The 20,801-nt window shown below is 60.9% G+C and carries 22 protein-coding genes; 8 read left to right on the top strand and 14 right to left on the bottom strand.

Features of this window, described 5'->3' with window-relative positions; translation table 11 throughout:
• Window positions 1-64 precede the first annotated feature (64 nt).
• Complete coding sequence (locus tag WFM45_RS06040; protein WP_103085643.1) at window positions 65-1,600, top strand: serine hydrolase domain-containing protein; 1,536 nt, start codon at window positions 65-67, stop codon at window positions 1,598-1,600.
• A gap of 3 nt (window positions 1,601-1,603) precedes the next feature.
• On the opposite strand, the gene WFM45_RS06035 is transcribed toward WFM45_RS06040, so the two are convergent.
• Together WFM45_RS06035 and WFM45_RS06030 are read right to left on the bottom strand one after the other, a co-directional pair.
• On the bottom strand, window positions 1,604-2,134 hold the full coding sequence (locus WFM45_RS06035; RefSeq protein WP_336954904.1) for a chorismate mutase: 531 nt from the start codon (window positions 2,132-2,134) through the stop codon (window positions 1,604-1,606).
• A 114-nt stretch (window positions 2,135-2,248) separates the two neighbouring features.
• Window positions 2,249-2,743 (bottom strand): anti-virulence regulator CigR family protein, encoded by a 495-nt coding sequence (locus WFM45_RS06030; protein ID WP_103085645.1) that lies wholly within the window; start codon window positions 2,741-2,743, stop codon window positions 2,249-2,251.
• 442 nt (window positions 2,744-3,185) lie between these two features.
• On the opposite strand from WFM45_RS06030, the gene WFM45_RS06025 reads away from it, so the two are divergent.
• Window positions 3,186-3,365 carry a hypothetical protein gene (locus tag WFM45_RS06025; protein WP_031300509.1) on the top strand — a complete coding sequence of 60 codons (180 nt, stop codon included), beginning with the start codon at window positions 3,186-3,188 and terminating at the stop codon, window positions 3,363-3,365.
• A gap of 54 nt (window positions 3,366-3,419) precedes the next feature.
• On the opposite strand, the gene WFM45_RS06020 is transcribed toward WFM45_RS06025, so the two are convergent.
• The 5 genes from WFM45_RS06020 to WFM45_RS06000 form a co-directional block, all read right to left on the bottom strand.
• Window positions 3,420-4,301, bottom strand: a complete 882-nt coding sequence (locus tag WFM45_RS06020) for a nucleoside-specific channel-forming protein Tsx (protein ID WP_004941293.1) — start codon at window positions 4,299-4,301, stop codon at window positions 3,420-3,422.
• Window positions 4,302-4,663: 362 nt separating this feature from the next.
• Window positions 4,664-4,936: a hypothetical protein gene (locus tag WFM45_RS06015; RefSeq protein ID WP_004941292.1), complete on the bottom strand. Its 273-nt coding sequence runs from the start codon at window positions 4,934-4,936 to the stop codon at window positions 4,664-4,666.
• Between the two features lie 73 nt (window positions 4,937-5,009).
• A complete protein-coding gene (gene yddG / locus WFM45_RS06010) occupies window positions 5,010-5,903 on the bottom strand; it encodes an aromatic amino acid DMT transporter YddG (protein ID WP_336954903.1) in 894 nt (297 codons plus the stop codon).
• A 91-nt stretch (window positions 5,904-5,994) separates the two neighbouring features.
• Window positions 5,995-7,365 (bottom strand): APC family permease, encoded by a 1,371-nt coding sequence (locus WFM45_RS06005; RefSeq protein WP_004941289.1) that lies wholly within the window; start codon window positions 7,363-7,365, stop codon window positions 5,995-5,997.
• 308 nt (window positions 7,366-7,673) lie between these two features.
• On the bottom strand, window positions 7,674-9,092 hold the full coding sequence (locus tag WFM45_RS06000) for a glutamine synthetase family protein (protein WP_015377637.1): 1,419 nt from the start codon (window positions 9,090-9,092) through the stop codon (window positions 7,674-7,676).
• A 219-nt stretch (window positions 9,093-9,311) separates the two neighbouring features.
• Here WFM45_RS06000 and puuD point away from each other — a divergent pair, with 219 nt between their 5' ends.
• The 4 genes from puuD to WFM45_RS05980 are packed head-to-tail and all read left to right on the top strand — an operon-like array spanning window position 9,312 to window position 13,431.
• Complete coding sequence (gene puuD / locus WFM45_RS05995; RefSeq protein ID WP_004941285.1) at window positions 9,312-10,073, top strand: gamma-glutamyl-gamma-aminobutyrate hydrolase; 762 nt, start codon at window positions 9,312-9,314, stop codon at window positions 10,071-10,073.
• Entirely contained in the window at window positions 10,070-10,627 is a 558-nt protein-coding gene (gene puuR, locus WFM45_RS05990) for an HTH-type transcriptional regulator PuuR (RefSeq protein ID WP_033638246.1), read from the top strand. The genes puuD and puuR overlap by 4 nt, the downstream gene beginning before the upstream one ends.
• Window positions 10,628-10,642: 15 nt before the next feature.
• Window positions 10,643-12,139 (top strand): aldehyde dehydrogenase PuuC, encoded by a 1,497-nt coding sequence (puuC, locus tag WFM45_RS05985; RefSeq protein ID WP_336954902.1) that lies wholly within the window; start codon window positions 10,643-10,645, stop codon window positions 12,137-12,139.
• 11 nt (window positions 12,140-12,150) lie between these two features.
• Window positions 12,151-13,431, top strand: coding sequence for an NAD(P)/FAD-dependent oxidoreductase (locus WFM45_RS05980; protein ID WP_336954901.1), 1,281 nt, complete (start codon window positions 12,151-12,153; stop codon window positions 13,429-13,431).
• A 43-nt stretch (window positions 13,432-13,474) separates the two neighbouring features.
• On the opposite strand, the gene WFM45_RS05975 is transcribed toward WFM45_RS05980, so the two are convergent.
• Entirely contained in the window at window positions 13,475-14,230 is a 756-nt protein-coding gene (locus WFM45_RS05975; RefSeq protein ID WP_135638102.1) for an SDR family NAD(P)-dependent oxidoreductase, read from the bottom strand.
• A 314-nt stretch (window positions 14,231-14,544) separates the two neighbouring features.
• Window positions 14,545-14,973, bottom strand: a complete 429-nt coding sequence (locus tag WFM45_RS05970; RefSeq protein ID WP_033633267.1) for a universal stress protein — start codon at window positions 14,971-14,973, stop codon at window positions 14,545-14,547.
• A gap of 279 nt (window positions 14,974-15,252) precedes the next feature.
• Between WFM45_RS05970 and WFM45_RS05965 the strand changes: the two genes are divergently transcribed.
• On the top strand, window positions 15,253-15,870 hold the full coding sequence (locus tag WFM45_RS05965; RefSeq protein WP_015377631.1) for a LysE family translocator: 618 nt from the start codon (window positions 15,253-15,255) through the stop codon (window positions 15,868-15,870).
• Here WFM45_RS05965 and WFM45_RS05960 read toward each other — a convergent pair.
• From WFM45_RS05960 to WFM45_RS05950, 3 genes are all read right to left on the bottom strand, one after another.
• The gene (locus tag WFM45_RS05960; RefSeq protein WP_015377630.1) at window positions 15,860-16,504 is read right to left on the bottom strand and encodes a Qnr family pentapeptide repeat protein; all 645 of its coding nucleotides are present in this window, start codon (window positions 16,502-16,504) and stop codon (window positions 15,860-15,862) included. The two genes, WFM45_RS05965 and WFM45_RS05960, sit on opposite strands and share 11 nt — an antisense overlap.
• Window positions 16,505-16,578: 74 nt before the next feature.
• Entirely contained in the window at window positions 16,579-17,652 is a 1,074-nt protein-coding gene (locus WFM45_RS05955) for an SMP-30/gluconolactonase/LRE family protein (protein WP_048324959.1), read from the bottom strand.
• 152 nt (window positions 17,653-17,804) lie between these two features.
• Window positions 17,805-18,014: a hypothetical protein gene (locus tag WFM45_RS05950; protein WP_004941260.1), complete on the bottom strand. Its 210-nt coding sequence runs from the start codon at window positions 18,012-18,014 to the stop codon at window positions 17,805-17,807.
• 93 nt (window positions 18,015-18,107) lie between these two features.
• Here WFM45_RS05950 and WFM45_RS05945 point away from each other — a divergent pair, with 93 nt between their 5' ends.
• The gene (locus WFM45_RS05945) at window positions 18,108-18,506 is read left to right on the top strand and encodes a GFA family protein (protein ID WP_443005623.1); all 399 of its coding nucleotides are present in this window, start codon (window positions 18,108-18,110) and stop codon (window positions 18,504-18,506) included.
• Window positions 18,507-18,519: 13 nt separating this feature from the next.
• Here WFM45_RS05945 and WFM45_RS05940 read toward each other — a convergent pair whose 3' ends face one another.
• Both WFM45_RS05940 and WFM45_RS05935 read right to left on the bottom strand, forming a co-directional pair.
• Window positions 18,520-19,692, bottom strand: a complete 1,173-nt coding sequence (locus WFM45_RS05940) for a Gfo/Idh/MocA family protein (RefSeq protein WP_336954900.1) — start codon at window positions 19,690-19,692, stop codon at window positions 18,520-18,522.
• Window positions 19,693-19,706: 14 nt separating this feature from the next.
• A complete protein-coding gene (locus tag WFM45_RS05935) occupies window positions 19,707-20,630 on the bottom strand; it encodes a TIM barrel protein (RefSeq protein ID WP_336954899.1) in 924 nt (307 codons plus the stop codon).
• Window positions 20,631-20,801: the final 171 nt, after the last annotated feature.

The following is a 20,801-nucleotide window of genomic DNA, read 5'->3' as shown; positions in this document are numbered from 1 at the left end:
CCGCGCTCAGCGCCGGGCGGCGTGTGGCCGAGCTGGCCCGTTTCGAATACTCTCTGGAGGCCCTATGTCTGTAACACCGTTAAACTGGCGCGCTGCCGGCGCCTTGGCCGAACAACTGCTGGCCGGCTGGCAACGGCATGGCGAACCCGGCGGCGCCATCACCCTGTTTGACGCCCAACAACGCCGCGCCACCGCCTGCGCCGGCCTGGCCGATCTGGCGCAGAACACCCCCTTCACCGCCGACAGCGTGGTGCGTTATGCCTCAGTGACCAAGCATATCTTCGCCGCGCTGGCGCTGAACGCCACCGAGCGCGCCATTCGGCTGGAGCAACGCCTGGGTGAACTGCTCCCCGCCCTGCAGCCCGCGTTGGCGGACGTTACCGTCGGCCAGGCGCTGGACATGACCGGCGGCCTGCCCGACGTGCGCGAGACGCTCGGCCTGCTGGGCATCTCGCTGCACGCCGTCAGCGAGGCGCAGCCGGTGATGCAGTTTGTCGAGGGGCTGGAGAAATTGAACTACGAAGCCGGCAGCGAGATCGCCTACAGCAATACCGGCTATCGGCTGCTGGAAGCCGCGCTGCGCAGCAAAGGGTATGATTTCGACCAACTGGTGCAACAGCACATCGCCCGGCCGCTGCAGGTGCAGATGCGGGCGCCGGAAAGCTGGTTCGACGTGGTGCCGGGGTTGGTGCCGGGTTACTGGCGTGCGCCGCAGGGCTGGCAACACGCCAGCGCCGGCCTGCACCTTTCCGCCTCCGGCAGCCTGACCGGCAGCCTCAACGCCCTCACCCGCTGGCTGCAGACGCTGTTGGCGGACGAAGGCCCCGGCCAGGGCGTGCTGGCGCAACTCGGCGCACCGCGCCGCCTTAATCAGGGCCAGCTCAGCGCCTATGGCCTGGGTCTGGCGCAAACCCCGCTGGGCCGCCGCCGCTTGCTCGGCCACGGCGGTTCCCACGCCGGTTACAAAACCTATTTCCTGCTGGCGCCCGACCGTCAGGCCGGCGTCGCGCTGGTGGCCAACCGAGAAGATTGCGACAGTTTCGGTATGGCCCTGCAGGTGATGGCCGCGCTGCTGGGCGAACCGCTGCCGCAGCGCAGCGCCGCGATCCCCGACGGCCTCTACGCCACCCTGGCGGAGCCGCACTGGCTGGAGGTCAAAGACGGCAACCTGGCCTATCTGGGCAGCGATGAACCACTGTATCAGGGCGAGGATGGGTACGCGGTGTCGCTGTCCGCCCATATGCCGATCAAATTGAAATGGACCGGTGAAGCGATCGAGGGCGAAGTCGGGCATGTGGCGCGCCGTTTCCTGCCGGTCACGGCCAACGGCGACTGCCTGAAGCATGTGCAGGGGCTGTGGTACCACCCGCACTATCGCACCGCCTTTGAAATTCGCGGCAATCGGGTGCATATCGGCGTCGGCCCGGCGGCGCAGACCGGCACGCTCAGCCCGCTCGGCCAGGGCCGCATGCTGGTGGAGTGCCAGGACGGCCCGTGGTTAAAACGCTTTTGCCTCTATTTCCGCGGTTACAACGTGGATCTCATCGCCAACCGCAGCCGGATGCTGACCTTCCGCCGCAGCACCGTCGGCCGCGACTGACGTTCAGCGTGCGCTGCCGGTTTTGACCGCCAGCAGCGCATCCGCCAGCCGCCGTTTGTCGGCGTCGCTGAGATTCACCTGATCCACCGACGCCATAAACGCCGCCCGATCCGCCTCGCCGAGCGGGCCGGCACGCAGCCGCTCCGCCAACCGTTGCAATATCTGGCTGCTCAGTTGCGCGATCTGCGGGCGCACCTGCGCCAACGGGCGTGGCTGCCAATCGCTTTCCGGGCTCGCCAACCAGTCGGCGCGATAGCGGTACTGAATCGCCTTGGCGGCGTCCATCTGCGCGGCGATAAAAGGCCGCACCGACGCCGGCTCCAGCCCCAAACGCCCCGCCTCCGCCTGCGCGCTGGCCAACACCTTCGCCTCCTGCGCCAGATCTTCGATCGGCAAATGCTGCTGCGCCTTGTAACCGGCCACGTCTTTCATCAACGACAGCCGTTGGTTCACCAGCTCGCCGATGGCGGCGGCGCCGTCTGCCAACGCGGGAAAACTGGTCAAACAGCAGGCTATCAATAACGCCCTGAACATGGCGCCTCCCTTATGATGCAGTGAAAACGTAAGGCCCAAAGTTCACCACGTCCGCCCCGCGCTGGCAAATAAAAAGGCCCCGCCGCAGCGAGGCCCGATAACGCTCGACAAACGTTAGTCGAAAACGCCATTGATCACGGAGGCCACAATCGCGGTGCTGAGTGCGACCAGCACCAGATCGTCGCCGGCGATACGCCACTCATAACCCGGGTACTGCGGCAACTCACGCAGCATCGAGTAAGGCACCACTTTTTTGGCGATGCCCGGCGGCAGCGGTTTACCGCGCGCCAGATTTTTGGCGATGCCCGGTGGCAGCGAGCTGTAGCCGGTCAGGCCATAGTTGTGCGCCAGCGAACGGGCGCGGTCGCGCGAGAGGCTGACTGATACCAGATTATCGTCGTTCCTATAGCCGCCTTTATCTTTATTGCCTTTGTTGCCGTGATTGCCGTTGTTACCGTTGTTGCCATGGTTACCGTGATTGCCGCTGTTGCCATGGCCGTTCCCGTTGCCGTTACCATTGCCGCCTTTGTCGGCCAAGGCCGGGGCGGATGACAACCCCAGCGATGCAATCAGCGCCAACACCGTGAGAGTCGTACGACGTTTGTTCATGTTGTGTATTCCTGCGTGGGTGACTCTGTTGACTATAGCTGGCCTTTTCCAGACAAAGTATAAGGAAAACTCCGAGATGACAGTGCGGTTTTACGGCATTCGCGCCACTCTCTTGTTTTAACGCAAAATGCCTCGAAAATGCCGATGCTTGTCTCAGATTTTTCTTGAAGAAAAATAAGCCTTACGCTAGCGTGGGAAGGTAACAAAAAAGAGTTAGCGTGCTCTTTTTCGTCGCACCTCAAATCTTATTCTTATCATCCATAATGATAATAGCGAACATTTCCCGCCTCTCCGTGCGGGATTCTTTTTCCCGCCGCTGTCGCCCCAATCTGGTGCTTTATGTTGAGATTTCGTTGCCGATAATTTACATTCGCTGTCTGAGAAACCTCAACCTCCCGCGGTGGCCAGGCTGGCAACGGGTGGGCGTTCAGGAGCAAAAGACGTGCAAATGACCCTCATGGAATACATCACTCGGCACTTTAACGGCGATCTTCATCAGTACGCGCAGTCGGAAGGCGTCAGCCGTGAACAAATCATTAGTTGGATAAATAATGAATGTCACGTGATCAAAGGCAGACTGTTTATGCCGGTGAAGCATCTCCCGGTTGAACAAGCCCAGTGATGACGAAAAAAAACCCCGCCAGGCGGGGTTTTCTGTTTCTGATAGCACGGAAAATCAGAAGTTATAGCCGACCACGAGGTAATAACCCCAACCGGTAGACTTGATCGGGCCCTGCGGGGTGCCGATATCCGCGCCATCCTGCCACTGGCCGCCGTTATGGAAATAACGCGCCACGAAAGAATAGTGCCAGTGATCGTAGTTCAGCGCCAAAATGTGGCTGGAGGCGATAGAGTTGCTGGTGCGCACCTGTTTGCCGGTGCCGTCAACCCAATGGCTGTCCTTGCCCAGATCGGAGCCGAAGTCAAAGTTGGTGAAGCCGATGTAGCTCAGGTTGCCGCCCCACACCTGGGTCAGCGGCACGAAGTATTTCACCTTGAAGCGGTAACCGTCCCAGCTGTTCTCGTTGGCGGCCTGGTAGTTTTCCCACTGGTATTTGGCATAGATGTTCATCGACAGGCTCATCGGCAGACCGGTGTCGATATCGGTGCCCAGACCCATGTACCAGGTGTTTTGACGGCCGTCGGCGTTGTGGCCCAGATCATAGATGTAGTTGTTGGCGAAGTACCACTCTTTGAACGGACCGAAGCTCAGATCGGTGCCGGTCAGTTTGTCGATGGAGAAACGTGGTTCAATCTCCATAAACAGTGGGGAGCCTTTGTCCCAGATGCCGCGATCCGGGGTATTGCCTACGCCGAAGAATTTCGGCACGTCAACGTAACCGTAGAAATCGAACCAGTCTTTCTTGGCGAAGGCTTCGTATTCGAGATACACGTCGTTATTCAGCTGCGGCCCGAAACGGGTGTGGTAGCTGCCCACCACGTTGACGCTCTGGTGCCACCAGTCGGAGACATATTGACTGTCTTTGCTATCAGCCATTGATGATGCACTGTAAGACGCTGCGAGCAGTACACCTGCTGCGAGAGCTATTTTTTTCATTTTATTACCACATGCTTAAAGGGCCATTTCCTGCCCGTTTAGAAAAGATGACAATGAGTCTGCCGACACCTGGCGTTGTCTTCACACAGAAACTCGGATGACGCGCGCATTATAGAAACCACTGACTGTAAGAATCTGTGATCCAGTTACGCATTTCGCGAATAGGTAATCGATTGCGTTCACATTTGTCAAATTATGTTTCATGCAAATTCACATTCGCTGTGATTTTTGTCATGCACCGCGTTTTTTAGCGCAGTTTTTGAGCCAAATGACATCAGGGCGTGATCACGCCCTGGAAAAGAAAAAGCCGACGCGCCAGCGTCGGCCTTCATCAGAATCAGGAGAAAGTGCGGAGCGTGAAATCAGTTCACCGCTGGCACCGCTTTGGCGATGTTTTCCTGGCGGAACGCCACCTCTTCGCCGTTTTTCACCTCCCAACTGGCGACCGGAATATCGGTCTTGGGCGCCGCCGCGACGACCGAGCCGTAAATCAGCTTGTCGTCGCGACGCAAAATATAAACGTCGAGCTGATATTCATGTCGCAAATTCGCCGTGGTCAGGCGAACGGTATCGCCGCGCTCATAGTGATGCACGTCGATTTCAGGCTGTTGAATAAATTGAATGTCGCTTCTCATCGTCGTCGTTCCTTCAGGCAACATGGCTAGTTAAATTCTAGTTCAACATTGCGACGACAGCGGATAATTTCCGTTAATTTCCGCGAGTTGCCCGCCAACAGATCAGCGAACCGAGAGTGACCATCGCCACGCCCTGCCAGAAATTGACGGTCAGCGAGGTGTGCAACACCAACGCGGCGAACACCGCCGACAGCACCGGGGTAAAATAGGAGACGGTGGCCAGCAGCGTCATGTTGCCGTGCAAGATGCCGACGTTCCAGGCGGCATACCCCGCCCCCATCGCCACCCCGGCGCACAGCAGCGTTACGGTCACGCCGAGGCTGAACTGCATGCCGCTTTCCGCGCTGAAGGCATACTTCAGCCACAGCGCCAGCGCGGTCAGCACGATGAACAGCACCACGCCGTTGCTGCCCTGGGCGATCTTCTTGGTCAGGTTGCAATACAGCGCCCAGATCACCGCGCCGCTGAAGGCCAGCGCGTAGCTGAGCGGGTTGCTGCGCACGTTGGCCAGCATCTGCGCCGGCGACCAGCCGCCCTCGCCGCTCATGATCCAACCGATGCCGAACAGCGACAGCAGCAGCCCCGGCAGCAGCCACCATTTCGCTCTTTGGCCGTTAAGCGCCAACGCCATCAGCACGGTGAAACAGGGCCACAGGTAGTTGATCATGCCCACTTCTATCGCCTGCAGGCGGGTATTGGCGTAGCCGAGCGACAGCGACAGGCAGATCTCGTAACTGACGAACAGCAGGCTGCCGACGATGAGATAAGGCCGCGGAAAGCTGCGCCATTTCGGCGCGCCGAGCGCCGCCAGCAAAAACACCGCGCTGACGCTGTAGATCATCGCCGCGCCGCCGATCGGCCCCAGCCCTTCGCTGACGCTGCGGATCAGGCCGACGACGCTGCTCCACAGCACGATGGCCAACAAACCGAGCAACGTGGCGCGGGTACGCAAGGGCAAAGCGGGCATAAGGCAGGTCCAATAGGTTATTTTTTATCAGTTTTTTCACTCTACTGCCGCACGCGCCAAAAAGAAAGGCGGGAAACTCCCGCCTGTGAATTTATTGCTGCGGTTGCCGCTCCAACTGCGGCGGCGGCTGACGAAAGCGTCGGGTCAGCCAGGCCAAATAGCCGAAACCCAGCGTCGCCCAGATAAGCCCCATGGTCAGCGAGCTCTTCTCCAGGTTCAGCCACAGCACCCCCACCGTCAACGCCCCCACCAGCGGCAGGAACAGGAAGTTGAAGCGATCCTTCCAGCTTTTGTTGCGCCCTTCGCGAATAAAGAAGTGGCTGATCACCGACAGGTTAACGAAGGTAAAGGCCACCAGCGCGCCAAAGTTGATCAGCGCCGTAGCGGTCACCAGATCGAACGACAGCGCCGACAATGCCACCAGCCCGACCATCAGTACGTTCAGCGCCGGCGTACGCCATTTGGGGTGGATATAGCCGAAGAATTTCTCCGGGAACACGTTGTCACGCCCCATCACATACAGCAGGCGCGACACGCTGGCGTGCGACGCCAGGCCGGAAGCCAACGTGTTGATAAAGGTCACGCACAGGAAAATCGACTGGAACAGCTTGCCGCCGACGTACAGCGCGATCTCCGGCAGCGCGGCGTCGGGTTGGTGAAAGCGTTGAATGGTCGGGAAAAACAGCTGGATAAAGAACGAAACGCTAATAAAGATCACCCCGCCGTACAGCGCAGTCAGGAAGATGGCGCGCGGAATAACCTTGGCGGCGTCGGGCGTCTCCTCGCACAGCGTGGTGACCGCGTCAAAACCGAGGAACGAGAAGCACAGGATAGTCGCGCCGGTAATGATCGGCAGCAGGTGGGCATTCTCGCTGAGGAACGGCCGCAGGCTCCACACCGTGCCCATCCCCTCACCGTTGTGCAGGCCGCGCACCACCAGGTAGATAAATACCAGAATGATCGCCACCTGCGCCAGCACGAACAGGGTATTGAAGTTGGCCACCAGATTGACGCTTTTCAGGTTGATGGCGGTGATCAGGATAACGAAGCCCACCACCCACACCCAGGGCGGCACTTCCGGGAACAGCGCGGTCAGGTAAATCTTCGCCAGCAGCGTATTGATCATCGGCAGGAACAGATAATCCAGCAGCGACGACCACCCCACCAGAAAACCGACGTGCGGGTTGATCGCCTTCTGCGCATAGGTGTAGGCGGAACCGGCGGTGGGAAACTGGCGCACCAGTTTGCCGTAGCTGATGGCGGTGAACAGCACGCCGGCCAGCGCCAGCAAATAGGAGGTCGGCACATGGCCGTCGGTGAGGCCGGAGACAATGCCGAAGGTGTCGAACACTGTCATCGGGGTCAGATAGGCCAGGCCCATCATCACCACCTGCCACAGCTTGAGGGATTTGCGCAGCTGTGGTTTGCCCGCCGGGCCGCTGTCGATGGCTTTAATCGTCATGGCAGTTCCCCTTTTGGTCCTCTGCTGTCAACCGTGCAATGTCATTCAGAGAGGCCGCGGGGAAACTGCTGTTCAGGCGGCGGGAAAAACGATTTGGGGTCACTGTCGGGCGGCCGGCGACCGGCCCGTAGGCAGTGCGGCACAGGCAAACGCCTGCGCATGGGGATGACTGAGTCATGGTTATTTCCTCGTCGGCGTCCTGTACGCCGTGATAGAAGAAATTCTTTACCGCAGCGCGCAGCCTCACCGGCCACAGGAGAGCCGATGAAATGCGCCGGACGCGCGCGGTAGTCGTTAGGTGAGCGGGATCAGGCGTTTTTCAGCATCCACTCGATTTCGGTTTCGGTGATCAGGCGCTCGAACTGCACCAGCTCGTCGGTTTTGCAGGCCAGGTAGACATGGCTGAAGCGTTCGCCCAGCAATGCATTGAGCACCGGCTGATGTTCAAACTCGTACAGCGCGTCGCTCTGGCGGATTGGGAACGGCAGCCCGTCCTGCTCCAGCCCGTTGCCGGTCACCGGCTCAGGCAGCGGCAATGCGGTTTCCAGGCCGTAGACGATGCCGGCCAGAATGGTCGCCATCACCAGATAAGGGTTAGCGTCGGCGCCCGCCACGCGATACTCCACGCGGTGGTTGTCGCGATCGCCGCAGGGAATGCGCAGCGCCACGGTGCGGTTGTTATGCCCCCAGGAAGCCTGGGTCGGCACATACATGCCGGGCTGGAAACGGCGATAGGCGTTGACGTTCGGCGCCAGCAGCGCCATCGAGGACGGCATCAGGGCGATCATGCCCGCCAGCGCCTGTTTCAGCAGCGCCGAATCTTCGCCGTCGTCGTCGGCGAACACATTGTCGCCTTGCGCATTCAGCATGCTGATGTGCACGTGCATGCCGCTGCCGGCGTGCTCCTCATACGGCTTGGCCATAAAGGTGGCCTGCATATTGTGGTTCTCGGCCACCATGCGCACCAACCGTTTCAGCGCCAGCGCATGGTCGCAGGCCTGCAGCACATCATCGGTATGGTGCAGGTTGACTTCGAACTGCCCCGGCGACGCTTCCGCCACCGCGCCGTCCGCCGGAATGCCCTGCAAACGGGCCAGCTCGTCGATTTCGCTCAGCACATCGGCGAAATGGTTCAGGTTATCGACGGAGTACACCTGGCTTTGGGTGTTGCGCTCCTGAGTTCCAGGCGCGCAAGGCGGCTGCAGATAGCCCTCCGCATCGCGTTGACGATCGATGAGATAGAACTCCAACTCTACCGCTACCACGGGGGAAAGCCCGCGCTGACGCAAACGCTGCCACACTCGGTTCAGCACATTGCGCGGTTCAACGTCAAAGGGAGTGCCATCTTCATCCAGCATGGTGAGCAGCACCTGCGCGATATATTGCGGATCCGCCGCCGACGGCGTCAGCGTGCCCGGTACCGGCACGCACACGTGATCCGGCTCGCCCAGCTCCTGCCCCAGCCCGGCCTCTTCTACGACGTTGCCGAGAATATCCATCGCAAATACCGACGCGGGGAAATAACAGCCCTTCTCCAGTTTGTTCAGGCCGCCGACCGGGATGCGTTTGCCGCGGAAGCTGCCGTTCAGATCGGTCAGCAGTACGTCGACATGTTGGGTTAACGGATAACGTTCCAGGTACTTCTTCACTTCGCGCTGGAACGCGCTACTTCGTCTCTCTTCACTGTGCTGAACAAAGTTTTCCACTTCTACGATGTTGGTCTGCATGGTTCACCCGCCGTTTGTGTTTTGCTGTCGTCGATGTTTATTGACCGTTTTGTTCAATATAATGCCCACAAATGAAACGTAGATGAAACAAATTTGTTTTGCAAGTGTTACTTTTGGTTTGAATATTGCCCAATCGACTGCTAGATTTATAGAATATTGAACGAAATCGGCGGTGGAGAAGCTTATCGTTCATAATTTCGAACGTACCAAGGGGATAGCATGGACAATATATTTAACAGACCAGTCATCGGCGTCGTCATGTGCAGGTATAGGTTAAACGGGCACCTCACACAGACCTTGCAAGAAAAGTACCTGAATGCCGTTATCACCGCCGGCGGCTTGCCGATCGCCCTGCCGCACGCGCTGGCGGAGCCGGAAATGCTGGCGGAACTGTTGCCGCGCCTCGACGGCATTTTGCTGCCGGGCAGCCCCAGTAATGTGCAGCCGCACCTTTATGGTGAAAACGGCGATGAGCCTGACGCCGATCCTGGCCGAGACGCGTTGAGCCTGGCGCTGCTCCGCCAGGCGTTCGACAGGCGCATTCCCCTTTTCGCCATTTGCCGCGGCATGCAGGAGATGGTGGTCGCCACCCAAGGCACCCTGCATCGCCGCCTGTACGAACTGCCCGAGCTGCTGGAGCATCGTGAAGATCACGACCTGCCGCTGGAACAGCAATACGCCCCCGCCCATGAAGTCATCGTTCAGGAAGGGGGGCTGCTTTCGCAACTGATACCGGATTGCAACAGATTCTGGGTGAACTCGCTGCACGGCCAGGGCGCCAAAACCCTGGGCGCGAGCGTTCGCATCGAGGCGCACGCCGCCGACGGACTGGTGGAGGCAATCAGCGTGCGCGATCAGCCCTTCGCGCTCGGCGTGCAGTGGCACCCGGAGTGGAACAGCGACGAGTACGCCCTGTCGCGCCTGTTGTTTGATGGTTTCATCACCGCCTGTCGGAACTATCAAAAGGAAAAACGCCCATGAGCGACGTCAGCTTGGCACCGGGAAAACGTCTGTCGCAGATCCGTCAACAATTGGGGTTGTCGCAGCGCCGGGTCGCCGAACTGTCTGGGTTAACCCACAGCGCCATCAGTACTATCGAGCAAGATAAGGTCAGCCCGGCCATCAGCACGCTGCAAAAGCTGCTGACGGTATACGGTCTGTCGCTGTCGGCGTTTTTCGCCGAGCCGGAAAAACCGGCAGAACCGCAGATCGTGATAGGCAGTGACGATCTGATCGAAATCGGCAGCCAGGGCGTTTCGATGAAGCTGATCCACAACGGCGATCCGAACCGCACGCTGGCAATGATGATCGAGACCTACGAACCGGGCACCACCACCGGCGAGCGCATCAAACACCAAGGGGAAGAGATCGGCACGCTGCTGGAGGGCGAAGTGGTGCTGCAGGTCAACGGCCAGAGCTATCACCTGCTGGCCGGGCAGAGCTACGCCATCAATACCGGCATTCCCCACAGCTTCAGCAACACGTCGGCGCGCATTTGCCGGATTATCAGCGCCCATACGCCGACGACATTCTGATCAACGGAGCCAGGCATGAACTTTCACCATTTGCAGTATTGGCAACAACGGGCGCAGGCCCTGAAGATTGAGCACCAGCTGTTTATCGACGGCCGCTACCAGCCGGCCGCCGCGGGGAAGCGTTTCGCCGTGGAAGATCCCGCCGGCCGCCGTGAGCTGGCGCAGGTCGCGCGCGGTGAAGCCGCCGACATCGATCGGGCGGTCAGCGCGGCGCGCGCCGCCTTTGAACGCGGCGACTGGGCGCAGGCCGCGCCGGCGCAACGCAAAGCCACGCTGCTGCGCTTCGCCGATCTGATGGAGCAGCATCACGAAGAGCTGGCGCTGCTGGAAACGCTGGACACCGGCAAACCGATTCGCCACAGCCTGCGCGACGACGTGCCGGGCGCTATCCGCTGCATCCGCTGGTACGCCGAAGCGATCGATAAGGTGTACGGCGAAATCGCCCCCACCGGCCGCGATGCGCTGGCGCTGATCGAGCGCGAACCGATCGGCGTGGTCGGCGCCATCGTGCCCTGGAACTTCCCGCTGCTGCTGGCCTGCTGGAAACTCGGCCCGGCGCTGGCCGCCGGCAACAGCGTGGTGCTCAAACCCTCCGAAAAATCGCCGCTGAGCGCCATCCTGCTCGGCAAACTGGCGCAACAGGCCGGGTTGCCGGACGGCGTGCTGAACGTGGTGCCCGGCTATGGCCACGACGCCGGCAAGGCGCTGGCGCTGCACCGCGACGTCGATGCCCTCACCTTTACCGGCTCTACGCTGGTGGCGAAACAGCTGATGATTTACGCCGGCGAATCGAACATGAAACGCGTCTGGCTGGAGGCCGGCGGCAAAAGCGCCAACATCGTCTTCGCCGACTGCCCGGATCTGGATCAGGCCGCCCGCAGCGCCGCCGCCGGCATCTTCTACAATCAGGGGCAGGTGTGCATCGCCGGCACTCGCCTGCTGGTCGAAGCGAGCATTGAGCAAGCGTTCCTGCAGGCGCTGCGCAAACATGCGGCGGCCTTCATCCCCGGCGACCCGCTCGATCCCGCCACAGTGATGGGCACGCTGATCGACAGCGGCCACTGCGAGAAAGTGGCCGGCTATATCGAGCGGGGGCTGAGCCAGGGCGCCGCACTGTTCCTCGACGGGCGCGACCATCCACAGGGCGACCACGCCGGCTATCTGGGGCCGACCATCCTCACCCAGGTGGACAATGCCATGAGCGTGGCGCGCGATGAAATCTTCGGCCCGGTGTTGGCGGTGACCGCCTTCGACGACGAGCAACAGGCGCTGCAGCTGGCCAACGACAGCGACTACGGCCTCGGCGCCGCGGTCTGGACCCGCGATCTGGCGCGCGCGCACCGCATGGCGCGCCAGCTGAAGGCCGGCACGGTGTTCGTCAACAACTACAACGACGGCGACATGACCGTGCCGTTCGGCGGCTATAGGCAGAGCGGCAACGGCCGCGACAAATCGCTGCATGCGCTGGACAAATTCACCGAATTGAAAACCACCTGGATCTCGCTGGAATAAGGGCTTACATCATGACTGAACACGTAAAAAGCTATTATGCGGCCACGGCCAACGCTCATCAGCCCTATCCGCAACTGAATGAATCGATCGAATGCGACGTCTGCGTGATCGGCGGCGGCTATACCGGCCTTTCCTCCGCGCTGTTCCTGGTGGAAGCCGGTTACGACGTGGTGGTGCTGGAAGCGGCGCGCATCGGTTTCGGCGCCAGCGGCCGCAACGGCGGCCAGTTGGTCAACTCTTACAGCCGCGACATTGATGTGATCGAGGAGCGCTACGGCGCGGAAAGCGCCCGCCTGCTCGGCAGCATGATGTTTGAAGGCGCGGAGATCATTCGCAGCCGCATCAGCCGCTACGCCATCGACTGCGACTACCGCCCCGGCGGCATCTTCGCCGCGCTGAACAACAAGCAGTTTCATGCGCTGATCGAGCAAAAGCGCAACTGGGAGCGCTACGGCAATACCCAGCTCGAGCTGCTCGATGCGGACCAGGTGCGCCAGGAAGTCGCCAGCGATCGCTACGTCGGCGCGCTGCTCGATCACAGCGGCGGCCACATCCATCCGCTCAATCTGGCGCTGGGCGAGGCCGAGGCGATTCGCCTGCAGGGCGGGCGCATCTTCGAGCAATCGGCGGTGACGAACATCCGCCACGGCGAACCGGCGCTCATCAGCACCGCCAACGGCCAGGTGAAGGCGCGCTTCGTCATCGTCGCCGGCAACGCCTACCTGGGCGATAAGCTGGAGCCGCGGCTGGCCAAACGCAGCATGCCGTGCGGCACTCAGGTGGTGACCACCGAACCGCTGGCGCCGGAGATCGCGCAGGCGCTGATCCCGCAGAACTACTGCGTGGAAGACTGCAATTACCTGCTGGATTACTACCGCATCACCGCCGATCATCGCCTGCTGTACGGCGGCGGCGTGGTGTACGGCGCGCGCGATCCGGACGACATCGACAACCTGATCCGGCCAAAGCTGCTGAAGACCTTCCCGCAGCTGAAAGGGGTGCGTATCGACTATCGTTGGACCGGCAACTTCCTGCTGACGCTGTCGCGCATGCCGCAGTTCGGCCGGCTGGAGAATAACGTGTACTACATGCAGGGCTACAGCGGCCACGGCGTGACCTGCACCCATCTGGCGGGCAAGCTGATCGCCGAGCTGATGCGCGGCGACGCCGAACGCTTCGACGCCTTCGCCAAGCTGCCGCACCTGCCGTTCTTCGGCGGGCGCAACCTGCAGATCCCGTTCACCGCCATCGGCGCGGCCTACTACACGCTGCGCGACCGCATCGGCGTCTAAAACAGCAGGCCCGGTCATCCTGACCGGGCCTGTGCGTTAACGCTTAGACGATCTTCGGTTGGCCGTCCGAGGCGGTCGCCCCGCCATCGACCGGAATATTGGCGCCATTGATAAAGCTGGCGTCGTCGCTGGCCAGGAACGCCATCACCGCCGCCACTTCTTCCGGCTCCGCCGCGCGCCCCAGCGCGATGCGCTCATTGAACTTATCGCGGATCTCCTGCGGCCAGCCGTTGGTCATGTTGGTTTTGACCAGGCTCGGGCAGACTGAGTTGATGCGCACGCCGTCACCGCCGTGATCGAGCGCCATGGCGCGCGTCAGGTTGACCACCGCGCCTTTCGCCGCGCAGTAATAGGCCGCGCCCCAGTCACCGCCCAGGCCGGACACCGACGCGGTATTGACGATGCAGCCCTTGGTCTTCAGCAGGTGCGGCAAGGCGAATTTGGAGCAGAACACCACGCCGTCAATATCAACCCCGGCGATGCGACGCCAGTCGTCGACGCTGGTTTCCAGCACGCTGCCCGCCACGTGCACGCCGGCATTGTTCAGCAGGACGTCGATGCGGCCCAGTTTTGCCACCACCTCGTTCATCATTTTTTCAACCGCGACGTGATCGGACACATCGATATGCACCGCCATCGCCCGGCCCTTCGGCAGCGAAGCGGCGACCTTGTCCACCGCTTCCTTGGCCCAGTCGGCCAGCACCACGATCGCGCCCTCGGCGGAGAAACGCCGCGCCGCCGCTTCCCCCATGCCATTGCCCGCACCGGTGATAACCACGACTTTATTGTCAAAACGCATGAGACCTCCTCCATGTGAACGCATTTATATAAGTCATACAAATCTCATTACCCCGAGGATAAGACGCCTCTTCGCGGAGAGCCAGTCAAAACGTGCGGTTTATTAACCAAAAGGAGGTATACGAGTCATTTCAATGCGCTGAGTTAATCTTTATCGGATTTTGGCCAACATATTGATAGAGATAACAAAATTGCGGCCAGTCACTATTTTCCTGGCAGATTATCAGCAAGCGGGATTATTGCGGATAGACGGTTATGGCCGCTCAGAGATGAGCGATGCGAATGAAAAAAGCAGCCGCCCGTCGGCGGCCGCGACTATTTTTTCTCGATGGGAACAACCAGCAGATCAACGTTCAGCTCGTTGATCGCCTGACGCGCCGAAGAGACCAGTCGGCTCCAGACATCATGATGGTGGCCGAAGATCACCAGATCGAACCCTTTTTCCTTCGCCACCCGGTTCAGCTCTTCCGTCAACGCGCCGCGGCTGACGATCACCTCTTCCACCGGATACGACGACTGCCCTTTGATCGCATTGAGCATATTCTTCACCCGCTCCGAAAAGGTGCGATCGGTGTAGTTGTAATCGCCCACGCCCAGATCGACGTAATAGCCGGCGCGGTGGATGTCGATATAGATCAGGGAAAGTTTGGCATTGAGCGCGGCGGCCAGTCTGGCGCCCTTGCCCAGCAGGAACTCGGCGTCTTCGCTGAGATCCGTGGCGACAACGATATGCCGGTAAGCCATGATGGCGGCCCTCCTCGTCAGATCCGTAAACAGGATGGCGCTCCTTGCCGCATGTTTCTTATGCATCTTAAGTTTAGCCCAGCGCCGGTTCCCTCGCCTGCCCCCTCGGCAAACGGTCGACGAGCGCCATCGCCTCGGTGTCCCAGACATTCACCGGAATGTGCCGCATGCGTAATTCTTCCCGGCCGTCATCGGAGCGGCGGCGCGATCGGTCGGGTGGATTCTGTGCGGGATTCGTTATAAAACTAACGGTACTCTTGTTGTAACAGGCAATCTTCCATGATCGATATGTCCGCCGTACTCGCCGTTTTCACCGTGTATATTGTCGGCGTGGTGATCCCCGGCCCCAATTTCGTCGCTGTCGCTCACAAAGCCGTTTCAGCACGCCGGACAGAGGCGTTTGCCTTGGTGGCCGGCATCGTGCTGGTCAATCTGTTCTGGGCGAGCAGCGCCCTTCTTGGCATCGGCGTGGTTTTCGCCCTGTTCCCCTGGTTGGCTATGGCGATTAAAGTCGCCGGCGCCGGCTATTTAATGTGGTTCGGCTATCGGCTTATCGCCCAGGCGGCGCCCTCTTCCGGCACCCCAGCGGCCACCGGAAAAAGCGGTTTTCGCGCCGCCTTTCTACAGGGTATCGCCACCAACATCGCCAACCCCAAATCCATTGCGTTTTACGCCGCCGTCTTCTCATCAGCGGCGCCCAGCCATGTTTCTACACCGACTTTTCTCGCCATGCTGCTGGAGGTCGCGGTGATAGCCAGCTTGTGGTACGGGCTGGTGGCGCTGGTCTTGTCGCACGCGCCTGTCGCCGGCGCCTACCGCCGCAGCAAGGCTTGGATCGATCGCGCCTGCGGCACCTTGATCATCGCACTGGGACTGCGGCAGTTACTCAGCCGATGATCGCGATCCCCAGCCGCTCCAGCAGTTGAGCGGCCTGGTGACTGTCCATTTTAACGCCCTGCAGATCGGTGGTGCGTAAATCCAACTCACCCAGTTCCGCGTTGCTCAGATCGCACTGGGTGACATCGGCGGCGCGCCAGTCAAAACCGGAGAATTCGCCGCCGGACAGATCGGAGCCGCTGAAGCTGGCGCCGAGCACCTGCGCCCCGTGCCAGCGGTTTTCCCACAGCTCGCATTTCTCCAGCACCACCTTGGCGAAGTTGGCATAGCTCAGGTTGCTTTTGGTGATATAGGCGCTGCAAAACCAGGTGCGGCTGGTGATCATGTTCATAAAGCTGGCGCCGCGAAAATCGGCGCCCTGCGCGCGGCATTCGCGGATCTCCACCCCCAGCGCGCTGGCATGGCGGAAATCGGCCATCGACAAATCGCAGCTTCTGAAGCTGGCGTCTTTCAGGATCGCGCGGCTGAAATTACCGCCCTGTCGGCTGTCGCGATCGTAAAACTGGCAGCCGATAAACTCGGTGCCGGTCAAATCGGCGCCCGAAAAATCGCACAGCATAAAGCTGCCGTTTTCAATTTTTTCGCCGGTAAAGCGGTTACGGTCAATCTTTTCACCCTTCAACATCAGACTCATCGCAGCACACCTGTTTATTTATACAGTCAGTGCGCATTTAATCCTATTCCGGCGCGGTTGGCAATCGCCGTCGATCAGCGGCCATCCGCTGCGGCCGGTTCGAACGTCACCTTGACGATACTGAACGTCTTGGTACTTTCCGCCTGAGCGACGTCGGCAAACAGCCGGGGGTAACGGGAGTTGACGACCCACACCTCGCCATCGCGCAGCGCGGCGCCGGTCGGCCCATCCAATCCCGGCGGTGCGGCGACCGCGGCGATACGCGCACTCGCCCAGCCGTCGGTCGAGGAGAGCAGCGTCACGTCACCGGACATGCTCCCCTTTTCACCCGGAAAAGACTGTACGATCACCAATTCATGGGCGTTTTTGAGCCGCAACCCGTCCGGCCCTTTTAAGCGTTGCGGCAACCTGATTGCACTTACCGCAGGCGCGTTATCCAGCGTCACCTTCCACAGCAGCCCGCGGGTGTAGTCCGCCGCAATCAGGAAGCCATCCGGGTGATACACGACGCCATTGAGATAGGGCCGCGTGCCCTGCGCAGCGGCGGGTGCGTCTGCCGGCATCAAACGCGCTGAGCGCACCAAAATCGACACCTGGCGCGTTGCCCGATCAATCTTGTAAATCTGCGGCTGGAAGCTGTCGGTGACGTAGATATTGCCCTGCGCGTCGAGCGTCAGATCGTTGGCCAGCGTCGGCCCATGGCTTAGCGATGAGAGGTCGTACGTCTGCTGCAGCACGCCGGTATCGAGACTGAACTCCAGCACCTGCGCCACGCGATTGCGCGTGCCGGCGGCAGAGTTGCGGGACACGCCTACATCTTCGTTGCACACCAGCACCCGGTTGCGTTCGGCGTCCACCAGCATGCCGGAGGTGGTGATAAGCCCCTTGCCGGTGGAAAACCGCCGATAGCGGCCATCCGGGTAGACCAGGCCAAGCTGCCCGCCGCGCAGGGAGGAGATCAGGAACGCACCGGCGCGTGCATTCCAGGCGATGCCCTCAGGGTAGGCGCCGGCGGGGTCCGGTGAAAACTCGATGCGTTGCGTGGCCTGCGCCTGCATAACGCCGCAGAGCAACAGCGCAGCGCCGGCCAACTGGGTGACGCGTCGGCAGCGCGGCAATAAGAAAGAAAAGAAGCTGAAGCGGAACATGAGCATGACCCTGATGAGGACTCGGATCGCTAGAGTAGGATCGCGCCGTTCACGGCACCAGCCGGGAAAAAGGCAATGCGCCACTAAAAAAATCGCAGTAATCGGCGCAAAAAAAACCGCCCGAGACGGGCGGTTGACGTGACGGCGAACCGTTACTTCAGGGCTTCCTGAATGGCGTCGGCCATCGGGCCGATGTGCTTTTCTGCCGCCTTAAGCTGGAAGTCCACGCCGTTGCCGTCGTTGGTATCCGACAGCGTGGCCTTGATCAGTTCCAGCGCCGCCTGCACCGCCACCAGCCGTTTGTGCTGTTCGTCCGTGACCGGTTCAGCGCCCATATTGGCCGGATAGTAATGTTCTAACATCGCGATCTCCTTTTGATGACGTTAACCTCTAACCTACCAGAAAACCGTGCATTTACTAAGGAAACCAGGCCCGGCACGGCCGAATGACGATAAATTGCACTATACTGGGCAAACACTCTCCCCTGTTACAGGATCATCGCCATATCATTCCAGGGAAGCTGCCACTGCGGCGCCGTCACCTTCACCGTCGACGCCGAACTGCCCACCGAAGCCCTCAGCTGCAACTGTTCGATTTGCCGCCGCAAAGGCCTGCTGCTGTCTTTCTTTCCCATCAGCGCGTTCACGCTCAGCAGCGGCCAAGACCGGCTCAGCACCTACACCTTCAATCAGCACAAGATCCGCCATCAGTTTTGCCGGACCTGCGGCGCCCAGCCCTTCGCCTACGGCACTGCGCCTGACGGCGCCGCGATGTGCGCCGTCAATCTGCGCTGCGTGCCGGACGTCGTGCTGGATGCGTTGCAGATCCATGCCTACGACGGCGCCAGCGTCTGAGCGAATCGCGCGCTCAGTCGAAGGCGACCCAGCCGGCGTCGGTTTCGGCGGATTGCACGCAGCGCGCCACCCACTTCACGCCCAGCGCGCCGGCCTGCACGTCCGGGTACCAGAAGTCGGCCAGGAAGGCCGCGTCGCGCCGATCGGTGGCGTCCATCGCCAGCGCGAAGCGGCGGTAGATATTCGACCAGGCTTCAAACAGCCCCTCCGCATGGCCGCCGCCGATGCGATCGTCCGCCAGCGCCGACGCGGCGAGATACGGCATGCCGCGCTCCAGGATCCGCACCGGCTCGCCCTGCACTTCGAAGCGCAGCTGATTGGGTTGTTCATCCCACCACTCCAGGCTGGCCTTTTCACCGACAATTCGCACCTTTTGGCCGTGCATCGAACCGCAGTTGACCGCCGAAGCCCACACGGAGCCGATGGCGCCGTTGTGATACTCCATCAGCACATAGGCGTTGTCCTCCAACGGCGCGCGCGACGGCACAAAGCTTTGCCGGCTGCAGATCAGCCGCCGGATCTTCAGCTGCGGCGCCATGGTTTCCGCCAGGAACAGCGTGTGGGTCGCCAGATCGCCCAGCACATAGCTGGGGCCGACAAAGCGCGGATCGACCCGCCAGCGAGTGCTGGGATTATCCTGCTCCACCGCCGCGGCGTGAAAGCCGTGGGCGAACTGCATATTCACCAGCCGAATTTCCCCCAGCCGGCCATCGGCAATCATCTGCCGCGCCTGCAAAATCATCTGGTGCCCGGCATAGCCGTAGGTCACGCCGATGACTTTGCGCTGCCGCTCGCACAGCGCCGCCAGCGCCTGCGCCTCTTCGACGCTGAAACACAGCGGCTTCTCGCACACCACGTGCAATCCCGCCTCCAGCGCCGCCCGGCAAATGGCGTAATGGGTGTTGTTCGGCGTGGCGATCGTGACCGCTTCGATGCCGTCCGCCCGCGCGGCTTCGGCGCGGAACATCTCGGCATAATCCGCATAACAGCGCGCCGCCGCCACGCCCAGACTCCGGCCAAAATCACGCCCGCGTTCGGCGTCAATGTCGAACGCGCCGGCCAACAGAGTAAACGCGCCGTCGCGCAAGGCCGCCGAACGGTGGATGTAACCGATCTGGCTGGTGCCGCCGCCGCCGACCATGCCCCAGCGCAACGATCTCGCCAAAGGTTTGCTGCCGTTGATCATCGTGTTTCTCCTGATTAAAAACCGAGGCCGCGCAAGTAGCGCAAGCTGGCGGTGACGTCCTGCAGGCTACCCTGCACATTGCGCGGATCGCGCTCCTGCTCGATAGTGATCCAGCCCCGGTATCCGCGCTCGGCCAACAGCGCACGCAGCTGCGGATAATCGATCGCCCCGCTGCCCAACGGGCACATGACGCCCTCGGCGCAGGCGGTGAAGAAATCGACGCCGCGCGCCAGCACCTCGCGGAACACCTGCGGATCGACGTCTTTGAAGTGCAGATAATCGAGGCGATCAAAGTGCTTGCTCAGCCAGGCAGCCGGGTCCAGCCCGGCGTAATACAGATGGCCGGTATCCAGGCACAATCCGGCGGTGTGATGCGGAATGTCCGCCGCCAACCGGTCGATTTCGTCGGCGAACTCGATGCAGCCGCCGGCGTGCGGATGCACCACCGGCCGCACGCCGTATTCCCGCCAGGCCAGTTCGCTGATGCGCGTAATGTGCCCGATCATCCTCTGCCACTCCGCCTGCGACAAACGCGGCGCTAAATCTGAACGCCCGGCGAATCTGGCGCGTTGCGGATTGCCGAAATCGATAATCACCAGGAACGGCGGCGCGGCGCGATCGCCCTCGGTCGGCACCGCCCTGGGCGCCCGCGAGAGGTTGCGGCAAATCCGATGCGTCAGATCCAGCAGGCGCTCCATGTTGGCCTCGCTGACCAGATCGTCAAAAATCGTGCCGGCCACCAGCGACAGGCGATGCTGCTCCAGCGCGGCGCACAGCCCCTCGCACTGCGTCGGCAGATAGCCCCACGGCCCCAGCTCGATGCTGCGGTAGCCGGCCGCCGACGCTTCTTGCAGAACCGTGGCGCAGGGCGGCAAATGGGGGTTGTTCGGATCATCCACGCCCCAACTGCAGGGCGCATTGGCGATAGGCAAAGTCATGGCGACGGCTCCTTTTTTGCAGGGAATGCCGGCAGTATCAAACGAAAATTCCAAAACAATCAATAATGAAAATTTTATTTTTTGATAGAGATCGCGCTATTTTTGATAAAATATTTGATGGTTTTTAATCAAATATAGGCGGAGCCTGGCTGCGCTCTGACCTCGGCAAAC

The sequence above is a fragment of the Serratia sp. KG1D genome (assembly GCF_037150675.1).
In the GTDB taxonomy this organism is placed as follows: domain Bacteria; phylum Pseudomonadota; class Gammaproteobacteria; order Enterobacterales; family Enterobacteriaceae; genus Serratia; species Serratia nematodiphila.
Note: the sequence above shows the minus strand (reverse complement) of the source record. Positions and strands in the feature narration are given on the sequence as shown.